16 protein-coding genes are annotated in these 20457 nt (G+C 60.6%); 5 read left to right on the top strand and 11 right to left on the bottom strand.

Annotation, left to right across the window (positions count from 1 at the left end; all coding sequences use genetic code 11):
- Window positions 1-40: 40 nt before the first annotated feature.
- Genes fdhE through fdnG form a run of 4 tightly spaced genes read right to left on the bottom strand, consistent with a single transcriptional unit; the run spans window position 41 to window position 5634 of the window.
- Window positions 41-967, bottom strand: a complete 927-nt coding sequence (gene fdhE / locus AC3IT6_RS14350) for a formate dehydrogenase accessory protein FdhE (protein WP_489356414.1) — start codon at window positions 965-967, stop codon at window positions 41-43.
- Between the two features lie 3 nt (window positions 968-970).
- Window positions 971-1636: a formate dehydrogenase subunit gamma gene (locus AC3IT6_RS14345; RefSeq protein WP_489356412.1), complete on the bottom strand. Its 666-nt coding sequence runs from the start codon at window positions 1634-1636 to the stop codon at window positions 971-973.
- On the bottom strand, window positions 1633-2568 hold the full coding sequence (fdxH, locus tag AC3IT6_RS14340; protein ID WP_458369929.1) for a formate dehydrogenase subunit beta: 936 nt from the start codon (window positions 2566-2568) through the stop codon (window positions 1633-1635). The genes AC3IT6_RS14345 and fdxH overlap by 4 nt, the downstream gene beginning before the upstream one ends.
- Window positions 2569-5634, bottom strand: coding sequence for a formate dehydrogenase-N subunit alpha (gene fdnG, locus AC3IT6_RS14335; RefSeq protein WP_489356409.1), 3066 nt, complete (start codon window positions 5632-5634; stop codon window positions 2569-2571).
- A 319-nt stretch (window positions 5635-5953) separates the two neighbouring features.
- Between fdnG and AC3IT6_RS14330 the strand changes: the two genes are divergently transcribed.
- Entirely contained in the window at window positions 5954-7108 is a 1155-nt protein-coding gene (locus tag AC3IT6_RS14330; protein WP_489356407.1) for a MalY/PatB family protein, read from the top strand.
- 79 nt (window positions 7109-7187) lie between these two features.
- Here AC3IT6_RS14330 and AC3IT6_RS14325 read toward each other — a convergent pair whose 3' ends face one another.
- Both AC3IT6_RS14325 and AC3IT6_RS14320 read right to left on the bottom strand, forming a co-directional pair.
- On the bottom strand, window positions 7188-9455 hold the full coding sequence (locus AC3IT6_RS14325; protein WP_489356405.1) for an ATP-dependent DNA helicase: 2268 nt from the start codon (window positions 9453-9455) through the stop codon (window positions 7188-7190).
- Complete coding sequence (locus tag AC3IT6_RS14320; RefSeq protein ID WP_489356403.1) at window positions 9452-11119, bottom strand: VRR-NUC domain-containing protein; 1668 nt, start codon at window positions 11117-11119, stop codon at window positions 9452-9454. The genes AC3IT6_RS14325 and AC3IT6_RS14320 overlap by 4 nt, the downstream gene beginning before the upstream one ends.
- A 195-nt stretch (window positions 11120-11314) precedes the next feature.
- Here AC3IT6_RS14320 and AC3IT6_RS14315 point away from each other — a divergent pair, with 195 nt between their 5' ends.
- Both AC3IT6_RS14315 and AC3IT6_RS14310 read left to right on the top strand, forming a co-directional pair.
- Window positions 11315-11542: a YgdI/YgdR family lipoprotein gene (locus AC3IT6_RS14315; protein WP_150723809.1), complete on the top strand. Its 228-nt coding sequence runs from the start codon at window positions 11315-11317 to the stop codon at window positions 11540-11542.
- A gap of 137 nt (window positions 11543-11679) precedes the next feature.
- Window positions 11680-12351 carry an MliC family protein gene (locus AC3IT6_RS14310; RefSeq protein WP_489356560.1) on the top strand — a complete coding sequence of 224 codons (672 nt, stop codon included), beginning with the start codon at window positions 11680-11682 and terminating at the stop codon, window positions 12349-12351.
- Between the two features lie 46 nt (window positions 12352-12397).
- On the opposite strand, the gene AC3IT6_RS14305 is transcribed toward AC3IT6_RS14310, so the two are convergent.
- The 4 genes from AC3IT6_RS14305 to AC3IT6_RS14290 all read right to left on the bottom strand — a co-directional run bounded on the left by AC3IT6_RS14305 (window position 12398) and on the right by AC3IT6_RS14290 (window position 16216).
- Complete coding sequence (locus tag AC3IT6_RS14305) at window positions 12398-13483, bottom strand: polyamine ABC transporter substrate-binding protein (protein WP_489356401.1); 1086 nt, start codon at window positions 13481-13483, stop codon at window positions 12398-12400.
- 75 nt (window positions 13484-13558) lie between these two features.
- Window positions 13559-13900 carry a cupin domain-containing protein gene (locus tag AC3IT6_RS14300; protein WP_489356399.1) on the bottom strand — a complete coding sequence of 114 codons (342 nt, stop codon included), beginning with the start codon at window positions 13898-13900 and terminating at the stop codon, window positions 13559-13561.
- 43 nt (window positions 13901-13943) lie between these two features.
- The gene (locus tag AC3IT6_RS14295) at window positions 13944-15350 is read right to left on the bottom strand and encodes an NAD(P)/FAD-dependent oxidoreductase (RefSeq protein WP_489356397.1); all 1407 of its coding nucleotides are present in this window, start codon (window positions 15348-15350) and stop codon (window positions 13944-13946) included.
- A 50-nt stretch (window positions 15351-15400) separates the two neighbouring features.
- On the bottom strand, window positions 15401-16216 hold the full coding sequence (locus tag AC3IT6_RS14290; RefSeq protein WP_489356395.1) for a helix-turn-helix transcriptional regulator: 816 nt from the start codon (window positions 16214-16216) through the stop codon (window positions 15401-15403).
- A 265-nt stretch (window positions 16217-16481) separates the two neighbouring features.
- On the opposite strand from AC3IT6_RS14290, the gene AC3IT6_RS14285 reads away from it, so the two are divergent.
- The gene (locus AC3IT6_RS14285) at window positions 16482-16754 is read left to right on the top strand and encodes a DUF1652 domain-containing protein (protein WP_489356558.1); all 273 of its coding nucleotides are present in this window, start codon (window positions 16482-16484) and stop codon (window positions 16752-16754) included.
- A 173-nt stretch (window positions 16755-16927) separates the two neighbouring features.
- Here AC3IT6_RS14285 and AC3IT6_RS14280 read toward each other — a convergent pair whose 3' ends face one another.
- Window positions 16928-19402 (bottom strand): UvrD-helicase domain-containing protein, encoded by a 2475-nt coding sequence (locus AC3IT6_RS14280; RefSeq protein WP_489356393.1) that lies wholly within the window; start codon window positions 19400-19402, stop codon window positions 16928-16930.
- A gap of 279 nt (window positions 19403-19681) precedes the next feature.
- Here AC3IT6_RS14280 and AC3IT6_RS14275 point away from each other — a divergent pair, with 279 nt between their 5' ends.
- Window positions 19682-20377 (top strand): pirin family protein, encoded by a 696-nt coding sequence (locus tag AC3IT6_RS14275; RefSeq protein ID WP_489356391.1) that lies wholly within the window; start codon window positions 19682-19684, stop codon window positions 20375-20377.
- Window positions 20378-20457: the final 80 nt, after the last annotated feature.

Genomic DNA, 20457 nt, shown 5'->3' with positions numbered 1-20457 from the left:
GAAAACGAATGACCGTCGCGCCAGAGTGTAGACGCTGCGGTTACTCGTCTCCCGGCGCCAGCAACAGATTGGGTGCCAAACGCTGATAACCGTCCTGGGCCAGGCGCATGTCGAGCACCAGGCTGGACAGGTCGGCCGACAACGCTTCGGCGTCCGCATCGTTCTCCAGATAGAGCAACTTCAGATAACTGTTACAACCGGGGCAGACTTCGGCGCGCAACGGCGCCTGGTTGGCGGCATGCCGATCATCTTCAAGGCTGAGGTATTCCAGGCCCTTGCTCTGCTCGCAATACACGCACTTGACCCGCACCACATGCCACTCGCAGGCACACAGCGAGCAGACCAGATAACGCAAGCCATTGTGCTTGCCGCGATGGCGGATCACCCCGGCCATCGCCGGCGAGCCACAGGCCGGGCACTGGCTGAGGCTGTCGCCGGCGGTCAGCGCGAGGTTCGGTGTACTCAACAGCCAGTGGCTCCAGGCAGTTTGCAGCGCCGCACCGAGAAACGGCACCAGCGCTGCCGGCACCAGTGAATACTGGCCGCTGACCAGTGCCACTGCCCAGGCGCGGCGTTGCCCGGTACCGGCCAGGCGCAAGGTTTCCACGGCATCGGCCACGGCAGATTGTGACGGTGCGCTATAGCGCTGCAACAAGGCATCGAGGTAAAGCTGCCAATCGTCTTCGCGCGCCAGGCTGTCGGCCGCGAACGGCGGCAAACCGTGTTGCTGGCACAACTCGATGCGTTGTCGGTCAAGAGGTTCGCTTGACGGCGGGTCGTCCAGCACCTGTTGTTGCACCCGGCACAACCCGGCGATCAGACGCAAGTAGTCGGCCAGCGGGTGCCCCTCGGCCAGGGTTTCCAGGCGCTGCGCGCGCAGGCTGAACAGATTAGGCGGCGTCATGTACAGAAACGGCGGCGAACTGGCCGCCGCTTCGATTTCTCCGGGTTCAAGGATGGTTGGCAAAAGTCAGCCCTTTTTAGTGATCGGTCGCTCAGGCGCTTCGTCGCGGGTCTCATCTTGAGCCACTTGGCGATACCAGAGTTCGTGGTGTTTCCTGGCCCAGTCGCGGCTGACCCTGCCGTGCAACATGGCGCTGACCGAGCCCTTGATCCAGATGCCGGCATAGATGTGCACGATGATGCTCAGGATCAGCACGAATGCGGCCAACGCATGCAGCAACATCGCCCAGCGTATCGTGGTGATGCCGAAATACTCGCTGAAGTACGCACGCCAGATCACCAGACCGCTGAATAACAGCACCAGCATGCACAGCAGTAAAGTCCAGAACAGCAGCTTCTGCCCGGGGTTGTATTTGCCGATGGGCGGCACGCCCTCTTCTTCATTCTTCATGACCCGATCAATGCGCTTGAGCCACAGGCGATCATTGGCGATGAAGTAGTTGGCGCGCCAGAAGCGCAGCACCAGGCCGAGGAACAGCACGAACATCAGCACGCCCATGAACGGGTGCAGGATGCGTGTCCACGGCCCGCCGCCGAACAGGTTGCTCAGCCAGAACAGTGCCGGGTGGAACAGCGCCAGCCCGGACAGCCCGGCCATGAGGAACAGAATCGCCACCAGCCAGTGATTGGTGCGCTGGTTGCTGGTGTAGCGCAGGATCGTCTTGTTGCTCATGGCCTGCCCTCCCCACGGGGATCGAAGGTATGCACCGACGGATCGACTTCATGCACAGCGGTGTCCGGCGGCTCCGGATGTTCATCCTCTTCGACGATTTGCGGGCCGACGCGCACGTAGTGGAAGAACCCGGCCAGCACCGCCGCGCCCATGGCCAGCAGCGCCAAGGGTTTGCTGATGCCTTTCCACAGTCCCACCAACGGGCTGATCGCCGGGTGATCGGGCAAGCCGGCGTACAGCCTTGGCGTATCGGCGTGGTGCAACACGTACATCACGTGAGTGCCGCCAACGCCTTCGGGGTCGTACAGGCCGGCGTTTTCAAAGCCCCGGCTCTTGAGGTCGACGATGCGCTCGGCGGCATGTTCCTTCATGTCGTCCTTGGAGCCGAACACGATGGCGCCGGTCGGGCAGGTTTTCACGCAGGCCGGTTCCAGGCCTACCGCCACCCGGTCCGAGCACAAGGTGCATTTGTAGGCCTTGTGATCCTTTTGCGAGATCCGTGGAATGTTGAACGGACACCCGGTGATGCAATAGCCGCAACCGATGCAATGGTCCTGATCGAAATCGACGATGCCATTGGCGTGCTTGATGATCGCCCCCGGGCTGGGGCATGCCGCCAGGCAGCCGGGTTCGGCGCAATGCATACAGCCGTCCTTGCGGATCAGCCATTCGAGGTTGCCGGCGTCGGTTTCATGCTCGGTGAAGCGCATCAGCGTCCAGGTTTCTGCGGTGAGATCCTGAGGATTGTCGTAGGTGCCATGGTTATGGCCGACCTCGTCACGCAACTCGTTCCATTCCGAGCAGGCGACCTGGCAGGCCTTGCAGCCGATGCATTTGGTGGTGTCGATCAGCTTGGCGACTTCCTCCACTCCGCGTATCGACGGCGCGGGGGTGGTGGTGGCCGAGCGGGCAATGATGTCTTGGCTGGCCATTTAGACTTTCTCCACGTTGACCAGGAATGACTTGGATTCCGGGGTCTGGGTGTTGCCATCGCCGAGGAACGGCACCAGGGTGTTGGTCAGGTAGCCGTGACGGGTGGCGCCGGTGAAGCCCCAGTGCAAGGGAATACCGATCTGGTGAACTACCTGATTGTTGACCTGCAGCGGACGAATCCGCTTGGTCACCACCGCCACCGCTTCGATATGCCCGCGCTTGGAACTGACCCTTACTCGGTCACCGGCAGCAATGCCCTTCTCCTTGGCCAGCACCTCGCCGATTTCGACGAATTGTTCGGGTTGGGTAACGGCGTTGATCGGGCAATGCTTGGTCCAGAAGTGGAAGTGTTCGGTCAGTCGGTAGCTGGTCGCCGCATACGGGAAGTCCTTGGCCTGCCCGAGGGTTTCCCAGACTGAATCGAAGATCCGCCCGGCCGGGTTGCTGGTCGCCTGCTTGTTGTTGGGGTGCATCGGGTTGATACCGATGGGCGTCTCGAACGGCTCATAGTGTTCCGGGAACGGCCCTTCGTTCATCTTGTCGAGGGCGAAGAAACGCGCCACCCCTTCGGGGTTCATGATGAACGGGTTCATTCCGGCTTCCGGCGGTGCATCGGCTTTGTAGTCGGGCACGTCGGTGCCGGTCCAGACCTTGCCGTTCCACCACACCAGCCGTTTGTTCGCGTCCCATGGTTTGCCTTTTGGGTCGCACGAGGCGCGGTTATAGAGGATCCGTCGGTTCATCGGCCAGGCCCAGGCCCAGCCCAGGTTCTGCTTCATGCCGAAAGGATCGCTGTTGTCACGCCGGGCCATCAGGTTGCCCTGCTCGGTCCAGCTGCCGCAGAAGATCCAGCAACCGGACGCCGTGCTGCCATCGTCCTTGAGCTGGGCGAAGCCGGACAGCTGCTGACCGGCCTTGACCACCGCGCCCGAGGCGTCGGTGACATCGGCGACGGCGTAGCCGTTGAATTCCCGGGCCAGCTCTTCCGGCGTCGGGTCATCCGGTATTTTGTAGGGCCAGTCGAGCTTGAGGATCGGCTCGGCCCAGGCACCGCCGTTGGCCTGGTAACGCTTGCGCAGGCGCAAGAACAGCTCGGCCATGATTTTCACGTCGGTGCGCGCCAGCCCCGGGCCATCGGCACCCTTCCAGTGCCATTGCAGCCAGCGGCCGCTGTTGACCAGCGAACCGTTTTCTTCGGCGAAGCAGGTGGTGGGCAGGCGGATGACCTCGGTCTGGATGTTGGCCGTTTCCACGTCGTTGTAAGGCCCGACGTTGCGCCAGAACTCCGAGGTTTCGGTAGCCAGTGGGTCCATCACCACCAGCCACTTGAGTTTGGCCAGCGCCTTCATCACCCGGTTTTTGTCCGGCAAGGCGGCGATCGGGTTGAAGCCCTGGCACATGTAGCCATTGACCTCGCCCTTGCCCATCATGTCGAACATTTTCAGGATGTCGTAGCCGGGAATGTCCAGCTTGGGCAGCCAGTCGTAACCCCAGTGATTCTCGACGGTGGCATTGGCGCCGTACCAGGCTTTCATCAGGCTGACGTGGAACTTGCCGTAGTTCTGCCAGTAAGACATCTGCCCGGGACGCAGCGGCTTGAGTGCGCGCTTGGCAATGTAGGCGTTGTAATCCTGTTCGGCTTCGGACGGCAGAGTCAGGTAACCGGGCAACAGGTTGGACAGCAATCCCAGGTCGGTCAGGCCCTGGATGTTGGAGTGCCCGCGCAGGGCATTGACGCCCCCGCCCGGCATGCCGACGTTGCCCAGCAGCAGTTGCACCATGGCCGCGCTGCGGATCATCTGCGAGCCGGTCGAATGCTGGGTCCAGCCCAGGGCGTAGAGAATCGTCATGGTTTTGCCCGGTTGCGAGCAGGTGGCGATCTCTTCCCAGATTTTCTGCATCGCGTCTGTGGGCATGCCGCAGACCTGACTGGCCAGCTCCAGGGTGTAGCGGCTGTAATGCTGTTTCATCAATTGGTAGACGCAGCGTGGGTCCTGCAAGGTCGGGTCGACTTTGGCGAAACCGTCCTCGCCGATTTCATAGCCCCAGCCGGACTTGTCGGTGTAGATGCGCTTGCTCGCGTCGTAACCGCTGAACAACCCGTCCTCGAAACCGTAACTGGCCTTGACGATGAACGACACGTCCGTATAGGCCCGCACGTACTCGTGCTGGATCTTGTCTTCGGTCAGCAGGTAATTGATCAGCCCGCCCATGAAGGCAATGTCGGTGCCGGTGCGGATCGGGGCGTAATAGTCGGCCACCGAGGCGGTTCGGGTGAATCGCGGGTCGATCACGATCAGCCGCGCCTTGTTGTGCGCCTTGGCTTCCGTCACCCATTTGAAACCGCACGGGTGCGCTTCTGCTGCGTTGCCGCCCATCACCAGAACCAGATTCGCGTTGGCGATATCGGTCCAGTGGTTGGTCATGGCACCACGGCCATACGTCGGGGCAAGACTTGCCACCGTCGGGCCATGTCAGACACGTGCCTGGTTATCGAACCCCAGCATGCCGAGACTGCGAATCACCTTATGGGTGATATAACCCGATTCGTTGGACGAGGCCGACGCCGCGAGAAAACCGGTGGTCAGCCAGCGGTTCACCGTTTGCCCCTGGGCGTTCTTCTCGATGAAGTTGGCGTCGCGGTCGGCCTTCATCAAGTCGGCGATGCGATCGAGCGCTTCATCCCAGGAGATTCGTATCCACTCCTTGGTGCCAGGCTTGCGCACCTGCGGGTACTGGAGACGACTGGGACTGTGAATGAAGTCCAGCAGGCCTGCGCCTTTGGGGCAAAGGGTCCCGCGGTTGACCGGGTGGTCGGCGTCACCTTCGATGTGGATGATGTTTTGCGCGACATTCTTCGCCGCATCGCCCTGGCTGTACATGATCAAGCCGCAACCGACCGAGCAATACGGGCAGGTGTTGCGGGTTTCATGGGTGTGGGCGAGCTTGAAATGACGCACCTGTTCGGCAAAGGCTGTCGTCGGGGCCATGCCCAACGCGCCCAGGCTAGAGCCTGCAAGGCCGATACCGGCGACCTTGAAGAACTGACGACGGCTGAGGTCCATCGTGCACTCCTGATCAGGTGGAACCCGGTACATGGCCGGGTTTTTTTGAACAACCACGGTAGCGGCAGTCTGGCTGCCGACACTACAAACTGTAGTCAATGCTGTCGAATTCACCATGACAGCCGACCGTCGGCTCCAATCCTGCAGCACACAAAAAACCTGTGGGAGCGGCGGTGCGGCGATCCGACTTGCTCGCGAAGGCGTAGTGTCAGCCAACACTCATGCTGGATCTGCCGGCCTCTTCGCGAGCAAGCTCGCTCCCACAGGGCTTGGCGTTTATCATGGTCAGCATTCCAACCCAGCTTTCATGAGACTACGCATGACTTTCGATTTTGATCAGGTGTTCGACCGCCACCACACCGGCAGTACCAAGTGGAGCCGCTACCCCGCCGACGTGTTGCCGATGTGGGTCGCCGACATGGATTTCGCCGCGCCGCCGGTGATCATCCAGGCCCTGCAAAAGCGACTGGAACACCCGATGGTCGGCTACAGCGTGGCCCAAGATGACCTGCGCGAGGCGATCGTTGCCGACCTCTGGAACAAATACGCCTGGCGCGTCGAGCCCCAGGAGCTGATTTTCCTGCCGGGCGTCGAGTCCGGTTTCAACATGGCACTGAAGGCACTGGTGCAGGCGCCACAGAATGTCGTTGTGCAGGTGCCGAACTACCCGCCGCTGCGCCATGCGCCCGGGCATTGGGGCCTGAACAAGGTCGAACTGAATTTCGATGCGCAAGCCGACGGCACCTACACCACGCCGCTGGATACCCTGAGCCAGTCGCTGCAAGGTGGCGGCGCACTGCTGCTGAGCAACCCGCACAACCCGCTGGGCAAGGCCTTCCCCCGCGCAGAGCTGCAAGCCATTGCCGACATTTGCCTTGAGCACGGTGCCTGGATCATTTCCGACGAGATCCACGCCGAATTGTGCTTCGACGGCCGCACGCACACTCCGATGGCGACCCTGAGCCCGCAAGTCGCCCAGCGCACCATCACGCTGATGTCGGCGAGCAAGGCCTACAACATCGCCGGCCTGAAGACCTCGTTCATGATCATCCAGGACCGCCACCTGCGCGAGAAGGTCAACCACGCCCGTTGCGGCATGGTCGACAGCGTCAATCCGCTGGGCATGGAAGCCACCCGCGTCGCCTACAGCGAAGCCGCGCCATGGCTGGCCGAGCTGAAGGTCTACCTGCAAGGCAACCGCGACTTCCTGGCCGAGGCCGTGCGTACCCGCCTGCCGGGCATCACCATGAACCGGCCGCAAAGCACTTACCTGGCATGGCTCGACTGCACGGCACTGGGGCTGGACGACCCGCAGCAGTTCTTCCTGGAGCAGGCCAAAGTCGGTTTGAGCGCCGGCCTGGACTTCGGCGATGACTGCAAGCAGTTCGTACGCCTGAACTTCGGCTGCCCACGGTCGCTGCTGGAAGAAGGCATTGCGCGGATGGAGCGCAGCTTGCGCCATCTCAAGGCCTGATCCCCCCTCAGCAACAACGAAGATCCCTGTGGGAGCGGGCAAGCTCGCTCCCACAAGGCGATAACCCGATGCTGTGATGCTACGAATAATTGCCTGCCATGGCCCACCAACGCGGCAGCAACTGTTTGACCTTGCTCTCGCCAAAACGATCGTCGATCAACATCACCACCCCTTGATCCTGTTGCGTACGGATCACCCGCCCAGCGGCCTGCACCACTTTCTGCACACCGGGATAAAGATAGGTGTAGTCATAACCGGCACCGAAAATGGCGGCCATGCGCCGTTTCAGTTGCTCGTTCACCGGATTGAGCTGCGCCAGCCCCAACGTAGCGATAAATGCGCCGATCAACCTGGCACCGGGCAAATCGATGCCTTCACCAAAGGCCCCTCCCAGCACCGCAAAGCCGACCCCTTGGCCGTCGGCGTGGAACTGATCGAGAAACTGCTGGCGCTGCGCTTCGCCCATGCCTCGGGATTGCGACCACAGACTGATGTGCGGATGTTTCTCGGCCAGCAACTGCGCCACCTGCTGCAAGTATTCGAAGCTGCTGAAAAATGCCAGGTAATTGCCGGGGCGCTCGCAGAACTGTCTGGCGATCAAGTCCACGATCGGTTCCAGAGACTCCTTTCGATGCACGAACCGGGTGGAGATCTGGTCGACGATGTGCACTTGCAGTTGATCGGCGTGAAACGGCGACTCGACGTCGATGCACACCGTGTCCGCCGGCGTACCCAGTAAATCGGCGTAATAGTGCCGGGGGCTGAGGGTCGCGGAAAACAGCACCGTGCTGCGTGCGGCAGTCAGGCGCGGGCGGATGAACCCGGCGGGGACCACATTGCGCAGGCACAGTTGCGAGAGGTTGCGCTGGCGCTCGAGGTCGCGCTTGCTGATGTCGAACAGGAACTGCTCATTGAACAGTTCGGCGACCCGGCAAAAGTGCAGCATGTCGAAGTAAAACCCCTGCAGTGCACTGTCCAGCCCTTGAGGGTGATCGTTGAGGTAGTCACCGATGCGGGCGCTGCACGATGACAGTGCCTGAAGCAGCTTTTCCGGCGCCTTGTCATAGGCCTGATAGGCGCCGTTTTGCGCGTTATGCAGGGCATTCCACTCGCGATTGACCCGCTGCAGCGGTTTTTTCAGCACGTCGGGCGCGGTTTTGCGCACGCCATTGAGGGTCGCCTGATCGAGGCTGGCGCTGTACATCTGCCGGCCACGTTCCACCAGGTTGTGGGCTTCGTCGACCAGCACCGCGACCTTCCAGTTGTTGGCCTGGGCCAGGCCGAACAGCAGCGCGCTGAAATCGAAGTAATAGTTGTAGTCGGCAACCACCACGTCGGCCCAACGCGCCATTTCCTGGCTCAGGTAATACGGGCAGACATCGTGCGCCAGGGCAACCTCGCGCAAGGCGCTCTGGTTCAACAGGCTCAATTGGCTGGCCGCCTGCCGTGCGGCGGGCAGTCGATCGTAGAAACCCCGGGCCAGCGGACAGGACTCGCCGTGGCAGGCTTTGTCCGGGTGTTCGCAGGCCTTGTCCCGGGCGATCATCTCCAGCACCCGCAACGGTGGCGCATCGGTGCTGGCAAGAATCACTTGCGCGGCGTCCAGGGCCAGTTTGCGTCCCGGGGTTTTCGCCGTGAGGAAGAACACCTTGTCCAGTTGCTGTGGCGCCAGGGCCTTGAGCATGGGGAACAAGGTGCCCAGGGTCTTGCCGATGCCCGTGGGCGCCTGGGCCATCAGGCAGCGCCCCGTGCTGACGGCCTTGAACACCGACTCGGCCAGGTGGCGCTGCCCCGGTCGAAAACCGGCATGGGGAAAGGCCAGGCCCTGGGCGGCCAGATTGCGCCCTTCTCGATGGGCGACTTCCTGTTCGGCCCATTGCAGGAACCGCGCGCAATGCTGTTCGAAGAATTGTTGCAGCTCGGTGGCGTCGAAAGGCTCGACCAGGCAGGTTTCCTTTTCGCTGACAATGTCGAAGTACACCAGAGCCAGATTGATCTGCGGCAGATCCAGTTTCCGGCACTTCAACCAGCCGTAGATTTTCACCTGGGCCCAATGCAATTGACGGTGGTTGGCCGGTTGTTTGCTCAAGTCGCCGCGGTAGGTCTTGACCTCCTCCAGACAGTTTTGCCCGGGGTCATAGCCATCCGCCCTGCCCTTGACCGTCAAGGTCTGATACTGGCCCTCGAGGGCAACTTCGCTTTGGTAGCCCTCGCTGCGCCGCGAGGCCACGGTGCGGTGACCGACGATACCTTCCAGCGCAGTCGGTGACGGAGTGAAACGCAGATCGAGGTCGCCGACCTTGGCGGTGAACTCGCACAGCGCCCGCACCGCAATGCTGTAGCTCAATCGCCCTGCTCCGCCCATTGCACATAGCACACGGCGATGGGCATCTGGTGTTCATGGCAGAACTCCAGCCAGCGCAACTGGTTGTCCTGCAGGCGATCGCCCGGGCCTTTGACTTCGATCATGCGGTAGGTCTTTTGCTGCGGCCAGAACTGGATCAGGTCCGGCATGCCGGCGCGATTGGCCTTGATGTCCAGCAAGAGACGGTTGAACCAGTGCTTGAGGTGCTCGGCCGGGAGGCAATCGAGGGCCTGCTCCAGCAACTCTTCGCTGAGTACGCTCCAGAACACGAACGGCGACTGCACGCCCCACTTGGCGGCATAACGTTCGCGGATGGTCTGCCGGTAGCGCCCGTCGTCGAGTTCGGCCAGGCACGCCTGAAACAGTTCGGCCCGGCGGACCTGGAAGTCTTCGCTGAGCAGATCCACCGGCCCGCGCTGGAACGGGTGAAAAAACGCACCCGGCAACGGCGCGAAAATCGCTGGCCAGCACAGCAGGCCAAACAATGAATTGACCAGGCTGTTTTCCACGTAGTGCACCGGCGCCGACTCTTGCGCCAGATGCGCCTGAACGTAGAACTCCACCGATAACGCCGGGTCTGTCCTGGGCAATTGCAGGTCAAGGCGCTGCATTTCCCGCGGCGCAGCCCGCTTGATGGGCGGCCCGCCGAGCTTGCGCCGCAGGCGTGGCAGCACGCGCAGCAACTGCTGGTGTTCGGCGGCGCTTTCCGGTGCCTGTTCGGCCTGCTCGGCCAGGCCCATGGCCTGCTCAAACTGACCGCTGCGTTCCAGCACGCGAATGAGCCGTGCCCGCGCGCCCGGATAAACGCATTCGCGGTACAGGTTCAGGGCCATGGAGAAATCCGCGATGCGTTCGCAGTACTGGGCCATCTGGAACAGCAGCTTGCCGCGCCGGCGTTGCAACCACGGATTATCCAGCGCCAGGCCCTTGATCCGTTCGGCCACCTCCTCCAGCGCTTCACCGGCCTCGAATTGTTGCTGGTACGTGTGCAGGAGGACGCAGGCATTCACGTCTTCGCGGCTGCGCAAGCCACGGGACTCGGCGCTGAATTCGACTTTTTCGTAGGTGTAGATACCGAGGTCGGCCAACACGAACTCCGACCAGTCCTGATACAGGTTGCCGAAAAACATCAGGCGCAGGCGGTCGCACAATTGCATGATGGTCAGGCTGAACAGGCGCTCGTCCAGACTCGGGCACCAATCGTTGAAGCTTTGCACCTGGGGAAACTGTTCGCACAGCGCCGGCAACCAATCGGCTTTCTTGCCATTGGGCTGATCGATGACCGGGCCAAAGGCCTGGAGGATTTCACCCTTGAGCAGCACCTCGAACAGCGCTTCGACCGCCAACGGCATTTGCTCATCGACCCAGCCAAGTGCCAGCAGCGGCCCGACGGCGCTGCCGGTATCGCCGATTTCGTCGTAGTGCAGTTTGCTCGCCCTGAAATGAACGCCCTTGCGCATGACCATTCTGACCAGCAGTGCCTGCGATTCACGGGGCAACCGCTTAAACTGATTAATGAAACGCTGCTCGTCGACGCTCAGCACATCGGCAAAGCGTTGCTCAAGCCAATCAAGCACTTGCATGAAGTTGTTCAAGTAATAGAACGGATCGTCGAGGGGATTTGCGGTCACTGGGAAATGGGCCATAGCGAGAGGTACTGGTTATGCATACAGATACCAGTTCCACGCCGCGTGGCGCAATCGGAAAAGGATAAATGGCGGCGCTGTACGGAATTTTCCTCGGACAGTAGAACTTTCTGCCCCCTGGCGGCACCAACCGCCATACAGGTGCAGTGACAGCCTCGGGCTGATGGCGCTGCTTTAAACGAACGGGAGGTGATCATGGACATCAAGACATTGGGCTTGCCCCTGGCTGCAGCGGCCCTGCTGGCGCTGGCCGGTTGCTCGACGCCAACGGTGGTGACGCTGCAGAACGGCACTCAATACCTGACCAAAGACATACCGAAAACCAAAACCAAGGACGGCTTCTTTGAGTTTGAGGACATTTCCGGTGCGATGGTGAAAGTCAGGGCCGATGAAGTGGCGACGATTCGCGAAGAAGAAGACTGACGTTTCTCCTGGCACGATGTGGCAGGTTTCGAGCACTGCTTTACACTCGATAGACCCCGTGCGACCGAATGACTGTGCAACGCTTCGACACAGGCGTTGCAATACGGGCATCACGCAAAGACTCAGGTGACGCCGAAATGAAAATGGTCATGCCACTTCTGGCCTCTGTGCTCGCCGTCAGCGCATGCGTGACGGCGAGCGTGTGTGACGCCGCCAAAAAGGCCAAGCCAAAGCCCTTGCCAACGTACAAAACCAGTTTCGATTGCGCCACGCCCCAGGCATCCGCCGAAAAGCTTATCTGTCACGACGCTCAACTGGCGCGCATGGACCTGGAACTCGATCGTCTTTATCTCCTGGCGCTCACCGACGAACATTCAGTGCCGCGCCCGAATAAAGTCGAGATCGATCAGCGGTTCTGGCTTGAGTCCCGTAACCAGTGTGGTGGCGGGACTCAAGCCAAGGCGTGCGTCGTGCGAAGTTATGCCGAGCGGGCGTTTCAACTGCGCCAGGGTTCGGCCATTGCCAGAACCAAGGACCCAAGCAGGCTCACGGAAGGCCCGTTGGCTTATCGTTGCGCAGGGTTTAACTCATTGATTGCCGCCACCTTCTTTACGGTCGAACCGGGCGTGGTGTTCCTGAAATGGGCCAACACCTCGGTGACGCTGAACCAGGTGCCGAACAATTCCGGAACCCAGTACACGGGCAAGGATTACAAAGGCAGCTACAGCTTCTGGCAAATCGACGATGACGTGTTTTTCCAGATACCCGGCTCAGGCCAGATGAGTTGCGCAGCCGAGCCGGTCGGCTGATGACGGTGGCAACGGGACGTCCTGTCCCGATCGCCTGAGCAAGTCTTCAGCTGCCGGTGCGAATCTTGTTCCACACTCGCGTGCGTATCCGGTCGATATTCAGCGGCATGGCTTGCAGGGCAAACAGCTTGCCCATCATTTCCGGGCTTGGGTAAACCTTGGTGTCGTTCTTGATCGCCGGGTCGATCAGGCTGTCGGCCGTCTCGTTGCCATTGGCGTAATGCACGTAGTTGCTGACGCTGGCCATGACGTCCGGGCGCAGCAGGTAGTTCATGAAGGCGTAACCGGCTTTTTCGTCCGGAGCGTCGGCCGGCATCGCGACCATATCGAACCAGATCGCGGCGCCTTCCTTGGGAATCGAATAGCCGATGTCGATGCCGTTGTTGGCTTCCCTGGCGCGGTTTTCCGCCTGCAGGATGTCACCGGAGAAACCGACCGCGACACAGATATCACCGTTGGCCAGGTCGCTGGTGTACTTGGACGAGTGGAAATAGCTGACATACGGCCGCACTTTCAGCAGCAGGGCTTCAGCCTTCTTGTAGTCTTCCGGGTTCTTGCTGTGAGGCGGCAACCCAAGGTAGTTCAACGCGGCCGGCAGTAGTTCGGGGCCGTTGTCGAGAATGGCCACGCCGCATTTCTGTAACTTCTGCATGTTCTCGGGCTTGAAGATCAGGTCCCAGGAATCCACCGGGGCGTTGTCCCCCAGCACGGCCTTGACCTTGGCAATGTTGTAGCCGATGCCGGTGCTGCCCCACAGGTACGGGAAGCCGTGCTCGTTGCCCGGATCGTTGGTCTGCAACGCCTTGAGCAACACCGGGTTGAGGTTCTTCCAGTTCGGCAGCTGACTCTTGTCGAGTTTCTTCAGCGCGCCGCCTTCAATCTGCCGGGCCATGAAGTGGTTGGACGGGAACACCACGTCGTAGCCGGACTTGCCGGTCATCAGCTTGCCATCAAGGGTCTCGTTGCTGTCGTAGACGTCGTAGGTGAAGCCGATGCCGGTTTCTTTCTGGAAGTTTTTCGTGGTGTCTGGCGCGATGTAATCCGACCAGTTGTAGATCTTGACGGTTTCGGCGGCCTGACTGATCGATGCAGCCAGCATCAGCGGGGCCAGAGTCAGAGTCTTTCGGAGCATAAGTCGATTCCTGTAGGTTTTTTTTGTTGGCAGGCAATCAAAGGATCAGCTTTCAAATTTCAAAGAATTGAAAATTCAAAAAATCAGAACGTAGGTCTTGCGCACGGTTTCCTGGATGTCCCAGATACCGAGGCTGTTGGCCGGCAACATCAGTGCGTCGCCGGCTTCTATGTGCAGCGGCTCACCGCCGTCCGGGGTGAAGGTGCAGCGGCCCTGGATGAAGTGACAGAATTCCTGGGCGACGATCTGCCGGCGCCAGCGCCCCGGGGTGCATTCCCAGACGCCGGTCTCGACGCCGTCGTCGCGTTCGACGCTGGTGGTCGACGCCACGGCCACTAGGCTACCCAGGGGCACGGCGACCGGATTGGATTCGTCCAGTTTCAGGGTTGCGGTGTTCTTGAATTGCGTGATGCTCATGGGAATACCTGTCGATGTAGCCTGTAGATGAAGAGCGCGCCGTTTAGTGCATGAAACCTTCCATGAAACCGGCCACCCCGCTGGCCAGCTTGCGCCGCCAGGGCGCAGTGGCCGGGTTGGCCAGGGTCTGGTCCTCATGGACAAAGCTGCGGATGATCGCGTTGTAGCCGAGCCAGCGGATCGGCTCCGGCTCCCAGGCCCGCAGTGCGTCGAGGCCGCGCTGCGGGATGACCCACGGCTGGCGCACCAGTTCGGTATCGCGCCCCAGGATCAGGTCGGCCAGCGTGCGGCCCCCCAGGTTGCTGGCGCCAACACCCTCCCCGCCATAGCCGCCCGACAGGGCAATGCCGTTGGCCCGGTCGCAAAGCATGTGCGGCTGGAAATGCCGGGACATGCCCAGGTTGCCGCCCCAGGAATGGGTGATCTGCACGTTCTTCAACTGCGGGAACAGTTCGCCGAACAGATAGCGCCGCAGCTGTATTTCGTCAGTGGTCAGGTCGAAGTCGTGGCGCAGCTTGCCGGCGAACTGGTAGCCGCCCCGGGCGCCGAAGATCAATCGGTTGTCAGCGGTGCGCTGACCGTAGGTGACCTGGCGACTGGCTTCACTGAACGCTTGGCCGCGGCTCAGGCCGATTTCGTCCCAGGTGGCCGCCGACAAGGGCTCGGTCGCGACGATCAGGCTCTGCACCGGCATCTGATAACGCCCCAATGGCGGCAACGTGACGGAATAGCCTTCTACCGCCGGCACCACCCAGCGACTGCGCACCGACGCATTCGCCGTGCGCAGGCCGCCGGACTGCCAATGGGTGACCGGGCTGTTTTCGTAGATTCTGACGCCCAGGCGCTCCACCACCCGGGCCAGCCCCCGTACCAGTCTGGCCGGGTGGATGGTCGCCACGTGCGGCGCGTAGATGCCGCCGTAGGGTTTGGCGACGCGAATCTGTTGCGCCAGTTGCTCCGGGGTCAGCCAGCGATAGTGGCTGTCGTTGAGGCCCTGGCGGTGGAGATCGTCCAGGTAGTGACGCAGGCTGGCCTCCTGCTCCGGATAGCGCGCGGCGCAATACAGCACTCCGCCTTTACGGTAATCGCAGTCGATCCCCTCACGTTCGAGGACAATCTTCACTTCATCCGGAATGCTGTGCAACAAAGCGTAGGAGGCGCGGCGCTCTTCGGCCGACAGACCGGCCAACAGGCGATCTTCGCCCAGCAAATTGCCCATCAGCCAGCCGCCATTGCGCCCCGACGCGCCGAAACCGGCAGTTTGCGCTTCGACGATGGCGATGTTCAGGTCAGGTTTGTGCTGTTTAAGGTAGTACGCGGTCCAGAGCCCGGTGTAGCCCGCGCCGATGATCGCCACGTCGACATCCAGGTCCCGCTCCAGTGCCGGACGCGCCAATAGCGGCTCGTCGAGCTGGTCCATCCACAAACTGATAGTGCGCCACGCCGGCATGCAAGACTCCGCCACTCAAACTTCGATGGCGTCGATCCTAGTGCGTGGGCTCAGGCGCTGTCTTGCGCGCGTGCACGCAAAGAAATTTGTTTGACGTAGGCCTTGGGGGACTGACCGGTGTGCTGGCGGAAACAGCTGTAGAACGCCGACAGCGAATTGAATCCGGCAGCGAAGGCCAGCTCATCGATGCGCAGTGGCGGTGTGGCGGCATCCAGCGCTGCAAGCAAATGTTGCAGGCGTGCCTGGTTGACGTAGCGGTAGAAGCTCTGGCCCAGCACCTGGTTCAACAGGTAGGAAATCTGGTTGCGGCTGTAGCCACACTCCTTCGCCACTCGTTGCAGATCGAGCTCCGGGTCCAGATAAGGCTGTTGACCCTGGAAATACTGCTGCAGGTCATCGGCCATGAAGCTCAATTGGCGCGGCGACAGGCCGAGCCGGCTGACCGCCGGGCGCTGGTTGCCGGACGTTTTGCTGCCGGGTTGTTCGTGCACCAATGACGCATATTCATTGACCCGCCAGATCAGCCCGTCCTTGACGGTGATCGCTTCGCTGGCGCGAAACGACACCAACCTTTCACCGCCGCGCAAGGTGATGCGGTACTGAATGAACGCGGTATTGCCGTCCAGTCGAATACGGTCGGAATGCTCCAGCGCTTCATCCGGATCCCGGGGCATGCTGCTGCGCACGTACTCGCGCAACTCGGCCAGGCCCATGACCCGGTTCTGGAAAAAGTCGTTGTACTGGACTTCAGGGTGATAGAGCGCCATGACGCCATCCAGGTCCCGGTGCTTCCAGCGCAAGTGATAGCGCATGACCGTCGCGCCCGTGGCCTGGGTTTGCAGCGGGCCATCATCATCGGCGTGCATTGAACATCTCGACGGGAAAACACCGAGCTTGCCCAACTTCGGCTTTGTCTTCAACGACTAAACCGATGAGGGCAGGTGCGCGCAAGTTGCCGATAAGCGTGAGCTGAATCAAAAAAATGGCGGCAATCGCCAAACGGCCTGAAAACTCCACATTATTTTCACATCCGGCTGCTACTTTTAAACACTGTCACTGGTTGAACCAATGAAGGTTCTTCCCTCCTACCATGAGCTAAAGGAAGCGCTCGAAAATGAAGGCGGGTTACACATGAATAGAGGGTTCAGTAAGGTCACGTTTCCAAACGCCTGCCAGCTGATGCGCTGGCATTTTCATCCCATGGGTTTCGAGGCGAGCATGGACGCCCCGGGCAGCATGATTGCCCGTCTTTTTGATCGTGCCACTGGCGAGACCATGATCGCCATTGCCGGTATTCCGTGCGCCACCGTCATGAATGCCGCGGATGTAGAGCGAATAATCGAAGCGGTGGAGGATGAGCTTGAAACCTTCGTACCACCACAAGCCCTCAGGAGTTATGCCTGAAGGCTCAGTTATTAAAAAGCCCACTTAAAGTGGGCTTTTTGTTGAGCGCTGTTCCCTGTAGGAGCGAGCTTGCTCGCGATGGACTCAAGAGCGCCGCGTTTAACCAGTAAATACGCGTTATCGTTAACGACCATCGCGAGCAAGCTCGCTCCTACAAAGTCTCGATTCAGAAGTCAGACGGTGATTTGGCTTCCACGATGGTCGACAAAGAACGCCTTGCCCTTGCCGATCCGGTCGGAGGCCTTGGGCATGTTCGCAGCCTGAGTGTCTTGGGCTTCGACGTACCAGTAGCAATGGCTGACGGCGCGGGTAATACCCACGTAGGCCAGCCGCAGGATCTCGTCCTTCTGGGCGTTGTCGTAGGCCTCACTGTCACCGGCCTTACCCAGGCCCGCCATCCGGTAAACCTGATTCTTGTAAGGTGAACTGGTCAGGTGCTGGCAGTCGCCCAGCAAAAACACCGCATCGGCCTGGAGGCCCTTGGCACTGTGATACGTCAGTTGCTTGAGCCTGCGAGCTTCATACGGCAAGCTCGAATCAACATTAACTACAGACTGAATATGCTCTTCTATCAATAACTTATCGCTACTTTTTCTATAGAGCATCAAGATCGAATCGCCCTTTCGGTAATGCTCCATCAGGCGCTGGGCCATGCCCTGGTCATCTCGATCGAGGACGTTCACCGGCAGCAATGCCTTGGGCTCACCGCTGGCCTTGGCTTTCTTCCCGGCAATCGCCGGTGCTGCGCGCACGATGTGCTCGGCGGCATCGATGATGTGCTGGTGGCTGCGGTAGTTGTCGCTGAGCATGACCTTGGTGGTGCTCGGCGACGGGAACTCCTTGTTGAATTCCATGAAGTAGGTCGGCGAACTGCCGCGCCACCCATAGATGGACTGCCAGTCATCGCCCACACACAGCAGCGAGGAACGCTGGGCGCCGCGCCCGACGTGCATGGCCGGCCCGCGACTGCGGATCTCTGCCAGGCTGGCCCTGATCCAGGAGACGATCTGCGGCGAGACATCCTGGAATTCGTCGATCATCAGGTGTGACAGCGGCCGCAGCAACTCATCGCTGAGCAGCTTGAGGTTCTCCGGCGAATGTTCGCTGAACAGGGCGAACATCCGGTTGTAGGTCATGATCGGCGGCTTCTGATCCAACAAGTGATCTTCCAGTGCCCGCCAGTACAGACTCAAGGCTTCGAAGAAGAACCGATCGGGATCGTCCTTGGCGAAACTCATCTGGCCTACCGCGCCCGGCACGTCCAGCCCGAGGTTTTCGATGAACCCGGCGGCGGCGACAAAGCAATCGAGCAGCGGCGCGGAAGCGAGCTCGCCCTTGACCTTGTAATCGAAGCCAGGCCCGGCGCTGGCATCGCCGGCGAGCGAGGCCAGGACACGTTTTGATGATTCGTAACTATCTAGCCATATCAAAGGCTTACGACAGAAAGCTTGAAACAGGGTGCGCTTTACTGCCCACTCTGCACGCACCGTCAGCTTGGCGTTCGGTCGCGTGACCTGCGGGTTTTCCCGAGAATCGAACCCCAGCACCACCCAGGCATCCAGGGACGGGATGTAGCCGTGGCAATGGAATGTCGAGCCATTGATATCGAACGCCTGGCGATTCGGTTCGATGCCCTCGATGGGCCAGGCACCGGCGCGAAACCACAGGTCCTCGATGGCGTCGCACAGTTCTTCATCGCGTTTGGCCGCCAGCTCGGTAACGCCCATGCGTTTCTGCACATCCGGGTGATCGCGCTCCAGCTCCTTGAGTTGCAGGGCATGCCGGGACAATGGCTTGATCAGCTCGCGAAAGCGCTCATCGTCACTGTGCAGTCGGTGATAGCAGGCGTTGAGCTGCTGACGTTGAGCGTCGTTGATGCGCAGATCGAACGGATTGCTGTCGACCTCCTCATCACCCTGTGCAGCCCGCAGGCTGAGGTTCTCAAAAGCCTGCAGGCGCTCGAAACCCGGAAGGCTGCGCACCATCGGCAGGATCCGCGAGTGAAAGGTGCGCACCAGATCCCGCGCCTCCTTGAAACTGATCGCGCGGCCCCAGAGCGCAAACAGTTCGATCAGCTTGTTGATGAAGTCCTTGCGCGACTCACGGGTGAAGGTCACCACCGTCATCGAACTCAGTTCGAAGCCCAGGTAATGGGTCAACAGCAAGATACGCAGCACCAGGGTGGTGGATTTGCCTGCACCGGCACCCGCGATCACCGAGGTGGACGGGGTGTCGCTGAAGATCATTTTCCACTGTGCGGCGCTGGGTTGGGCATGGGCCGGCAACAACCGGGCGACATCGGCCTTCATGCGCTTCTTCAACTCGGCGCTCAATGGCAGGCGCCAATCGTCGAACAGCAGGTCATCGACATTCGGCGGTCGGTGTTCAGTGCAGCGCGAGTCGCGGATCAGCAGGACCTGCCGACCCTCCTCCAGCCCTTCGAGCTTGCCTTCCTTGTAGCCGTAATCGACCCCGGCGCTGTGACCGCTGCGAAAACCGTCGGCCTGGCCATGCAACCACGACGCACGATGCTGTGCGTGCAGGCGGGTCAGGCTGTAGCCGAAGAATCGGGCGAGCAATCGCTTGATCAGCGGCATCTCGGCCAGGGGGCGAAGTTCAGGCGGAAGATCGGGGGTGTGTTGCGGCACGCGGACTGACTCCAGGGTGTGAGGCTGTTGAGCGCTATGGTGTCTGCATTTGCCCTTGAGTTCTAGTGAATTGCTTATGACTCATTGGCTTATGCGATGAAGTGAAAGCTGGATGAGAAACTTTCGAGTTCGTTTTATATCAATCCATTCGATGGGAATGCTGCATTTTTTACGCTTTTTATCGATTGTTGCCTATTGGATGATGGCCGTCATCACTCACCGGTCTCGCTTCGTGGCTCTGGCACCTGGCCCCATGACGAACCTTTTCTGGAGACGATCATGCTTGAACTCAGACCTTTCAACTCGCTCGGCGGCGCTCACCACGGCTGGTTGGATGCTCACCACCATTTTTCGTTCGCTGAGTACTACGATCCCAAGCGCATGAACTGGGGCAACCTGCGGGTCTGGAACGACGACGTGATCGCCCCGGGCACCGGTTTCCCGCAACACCCGCACCGCGACATGGAAATCATCACCTATGTCCGCGAAGGCGCCATTACCCACCAGGACAACCTTGGCAACAAGGGCCGCACCGAAGCCGGTGACGTCCAGGTCATGAGTGCCGGCACCGGGATCGCCCACAGCGAATACAACCTGGAAGCGACACCGACCAGGATTTTCCAGATCTGGATCATCCCGAACGAGTCCGGCCTGGCGCCGTCCTGGGGCGCCAAGCCGTTCCCGAAAGGCAACCGCGAAGGTTTCGTCACCCTGGCCAGCGGCAAGGAAGGCGACGATCAGAGCCTGCGCATCCGCGCCGATGCCCGGCTGGTAGCGGCCAACCTGAAGGCCGGCGAGTCTGCCGAATATCCGCTGGACAAGGGCCGTCGTGCGTACCTGGTGCCGGCCACCGGGGTCATTGAAGTCAATGGCTTGCGTGCACAAGCTCGAGATGGTGTCGCGGTTGCCAATGAGCATGTGCTGCGGGTGACGGCCATTGAGGACAGCGAGATCGTTCTGGTGGACCTGGCTTGATCTTCTGAGTGCAATCCAAAAAAAAGGGGCGACCGTATTGGTCACCCCTTTTTTAGTTGCTGTAGCGAGCCCTTTGTGGG

Source organism: Pseudomonas sp. KH_017 (assembly GCF_057840285.1).
Note: the sequence above shows the minus strand (reverse complement) of the source record. Positions and strands in the feature narration are given on the sequence as shown.

What these genes read in the sequence shown, in the direction of transcription:
- AC3IT6_RS14345 (WP_489356412.1), bottom strand. Translation starts at nt 1,636, where the DNA reads ATGAGCAACAAGACGATCCTGCGCTACACCAGCAACCAGCGCACCAAT.
- fdxH (WP_458369929.1), bottom strand. Translation starts at nt 2,568, where the DNA reads ATGGCCAGCCAAGACATCATTGCCCGCTCGGCCACCACCACCCCCGCG.
- AC3IT6_RS14330 (WP_489356407.1), top strand. Translation starts at nt 5,954, where the DNA reads ATGACTTTCGATTTTGATCAGGTGTTCGACCGCCACCACACCGGCAGT.
- AC3IT6_RS14320 (WP_489356403.1), bottom strand. Translation starts at nt 11,119, where the DNA reads ATGGCCCATTTCCCAGTGACCGCAAATCCCCTCGACGATCCGTTCTAT.
- AC3IT6_RS14315 (WP_150723809.1), top strand. Translation starts at nt 11,315, where the DNA reads ATGGACATCAAGACATTGGGCTTGCCCCTGGCTGCAGCGGCCCTGCTG.
- AC3IT6_RS14310 (WP_489356560.1), top strand. Translation starts at nt 11,680, where the DNA reads ATGAAAATGGTCATGCCACTTCTGGCCTCTGTGCTCGCCGTCAGCGCA.
- AC3IT6_RS14305 (WP_489356401.1), bottom strand. Translation starts at nt 13,483, where the DNA reads ATGCTCCGAAAGACTCTGACTCTGGCCCCGCTGATGCTGGCTGCATCG.
- AC3IT6_RS14300 (WP_489356399.1), bottom strand. Translation starts at nt 13,900, where the DNA reads ATGAGCATCACGCAATTCAAGAACACCGCAACCCTGAAACTGGACGAA.
- AC3IT6_RS14295 (WP_489356397.1), bottom strand. Translation starts at nt 15,350, where the DNA reads ATGCCGGCGTGGCGCACTATCAGTTTGTGGATGGACCAGCTCGACGAG.
- AC3IT6_RS14290 (WP_489356395.1), bottom strand. Translation starts at nt 16,216, where the DNA reads ATGCACGCCGATGATGATGGCCCGCTGCAAACCCAGGCCACGGGCGCG.
- AC3IT6_RS14285 (WP_489356558.1), top strand. Translation starts at nt 16,482, where the DNA reads ATGAATAGAGGGTTCAGTAAGGTCACGTTTCCAAACGCCTGCCAGCTG.
- AC3IT6_RS14275 (WP_489356391.1), top strand. Translation starts at nt 19,682, where the DNA reads ATGCTTGAACTCAGACCTTTCAACTCGCTCGGCGGCGCTCACCACGGC.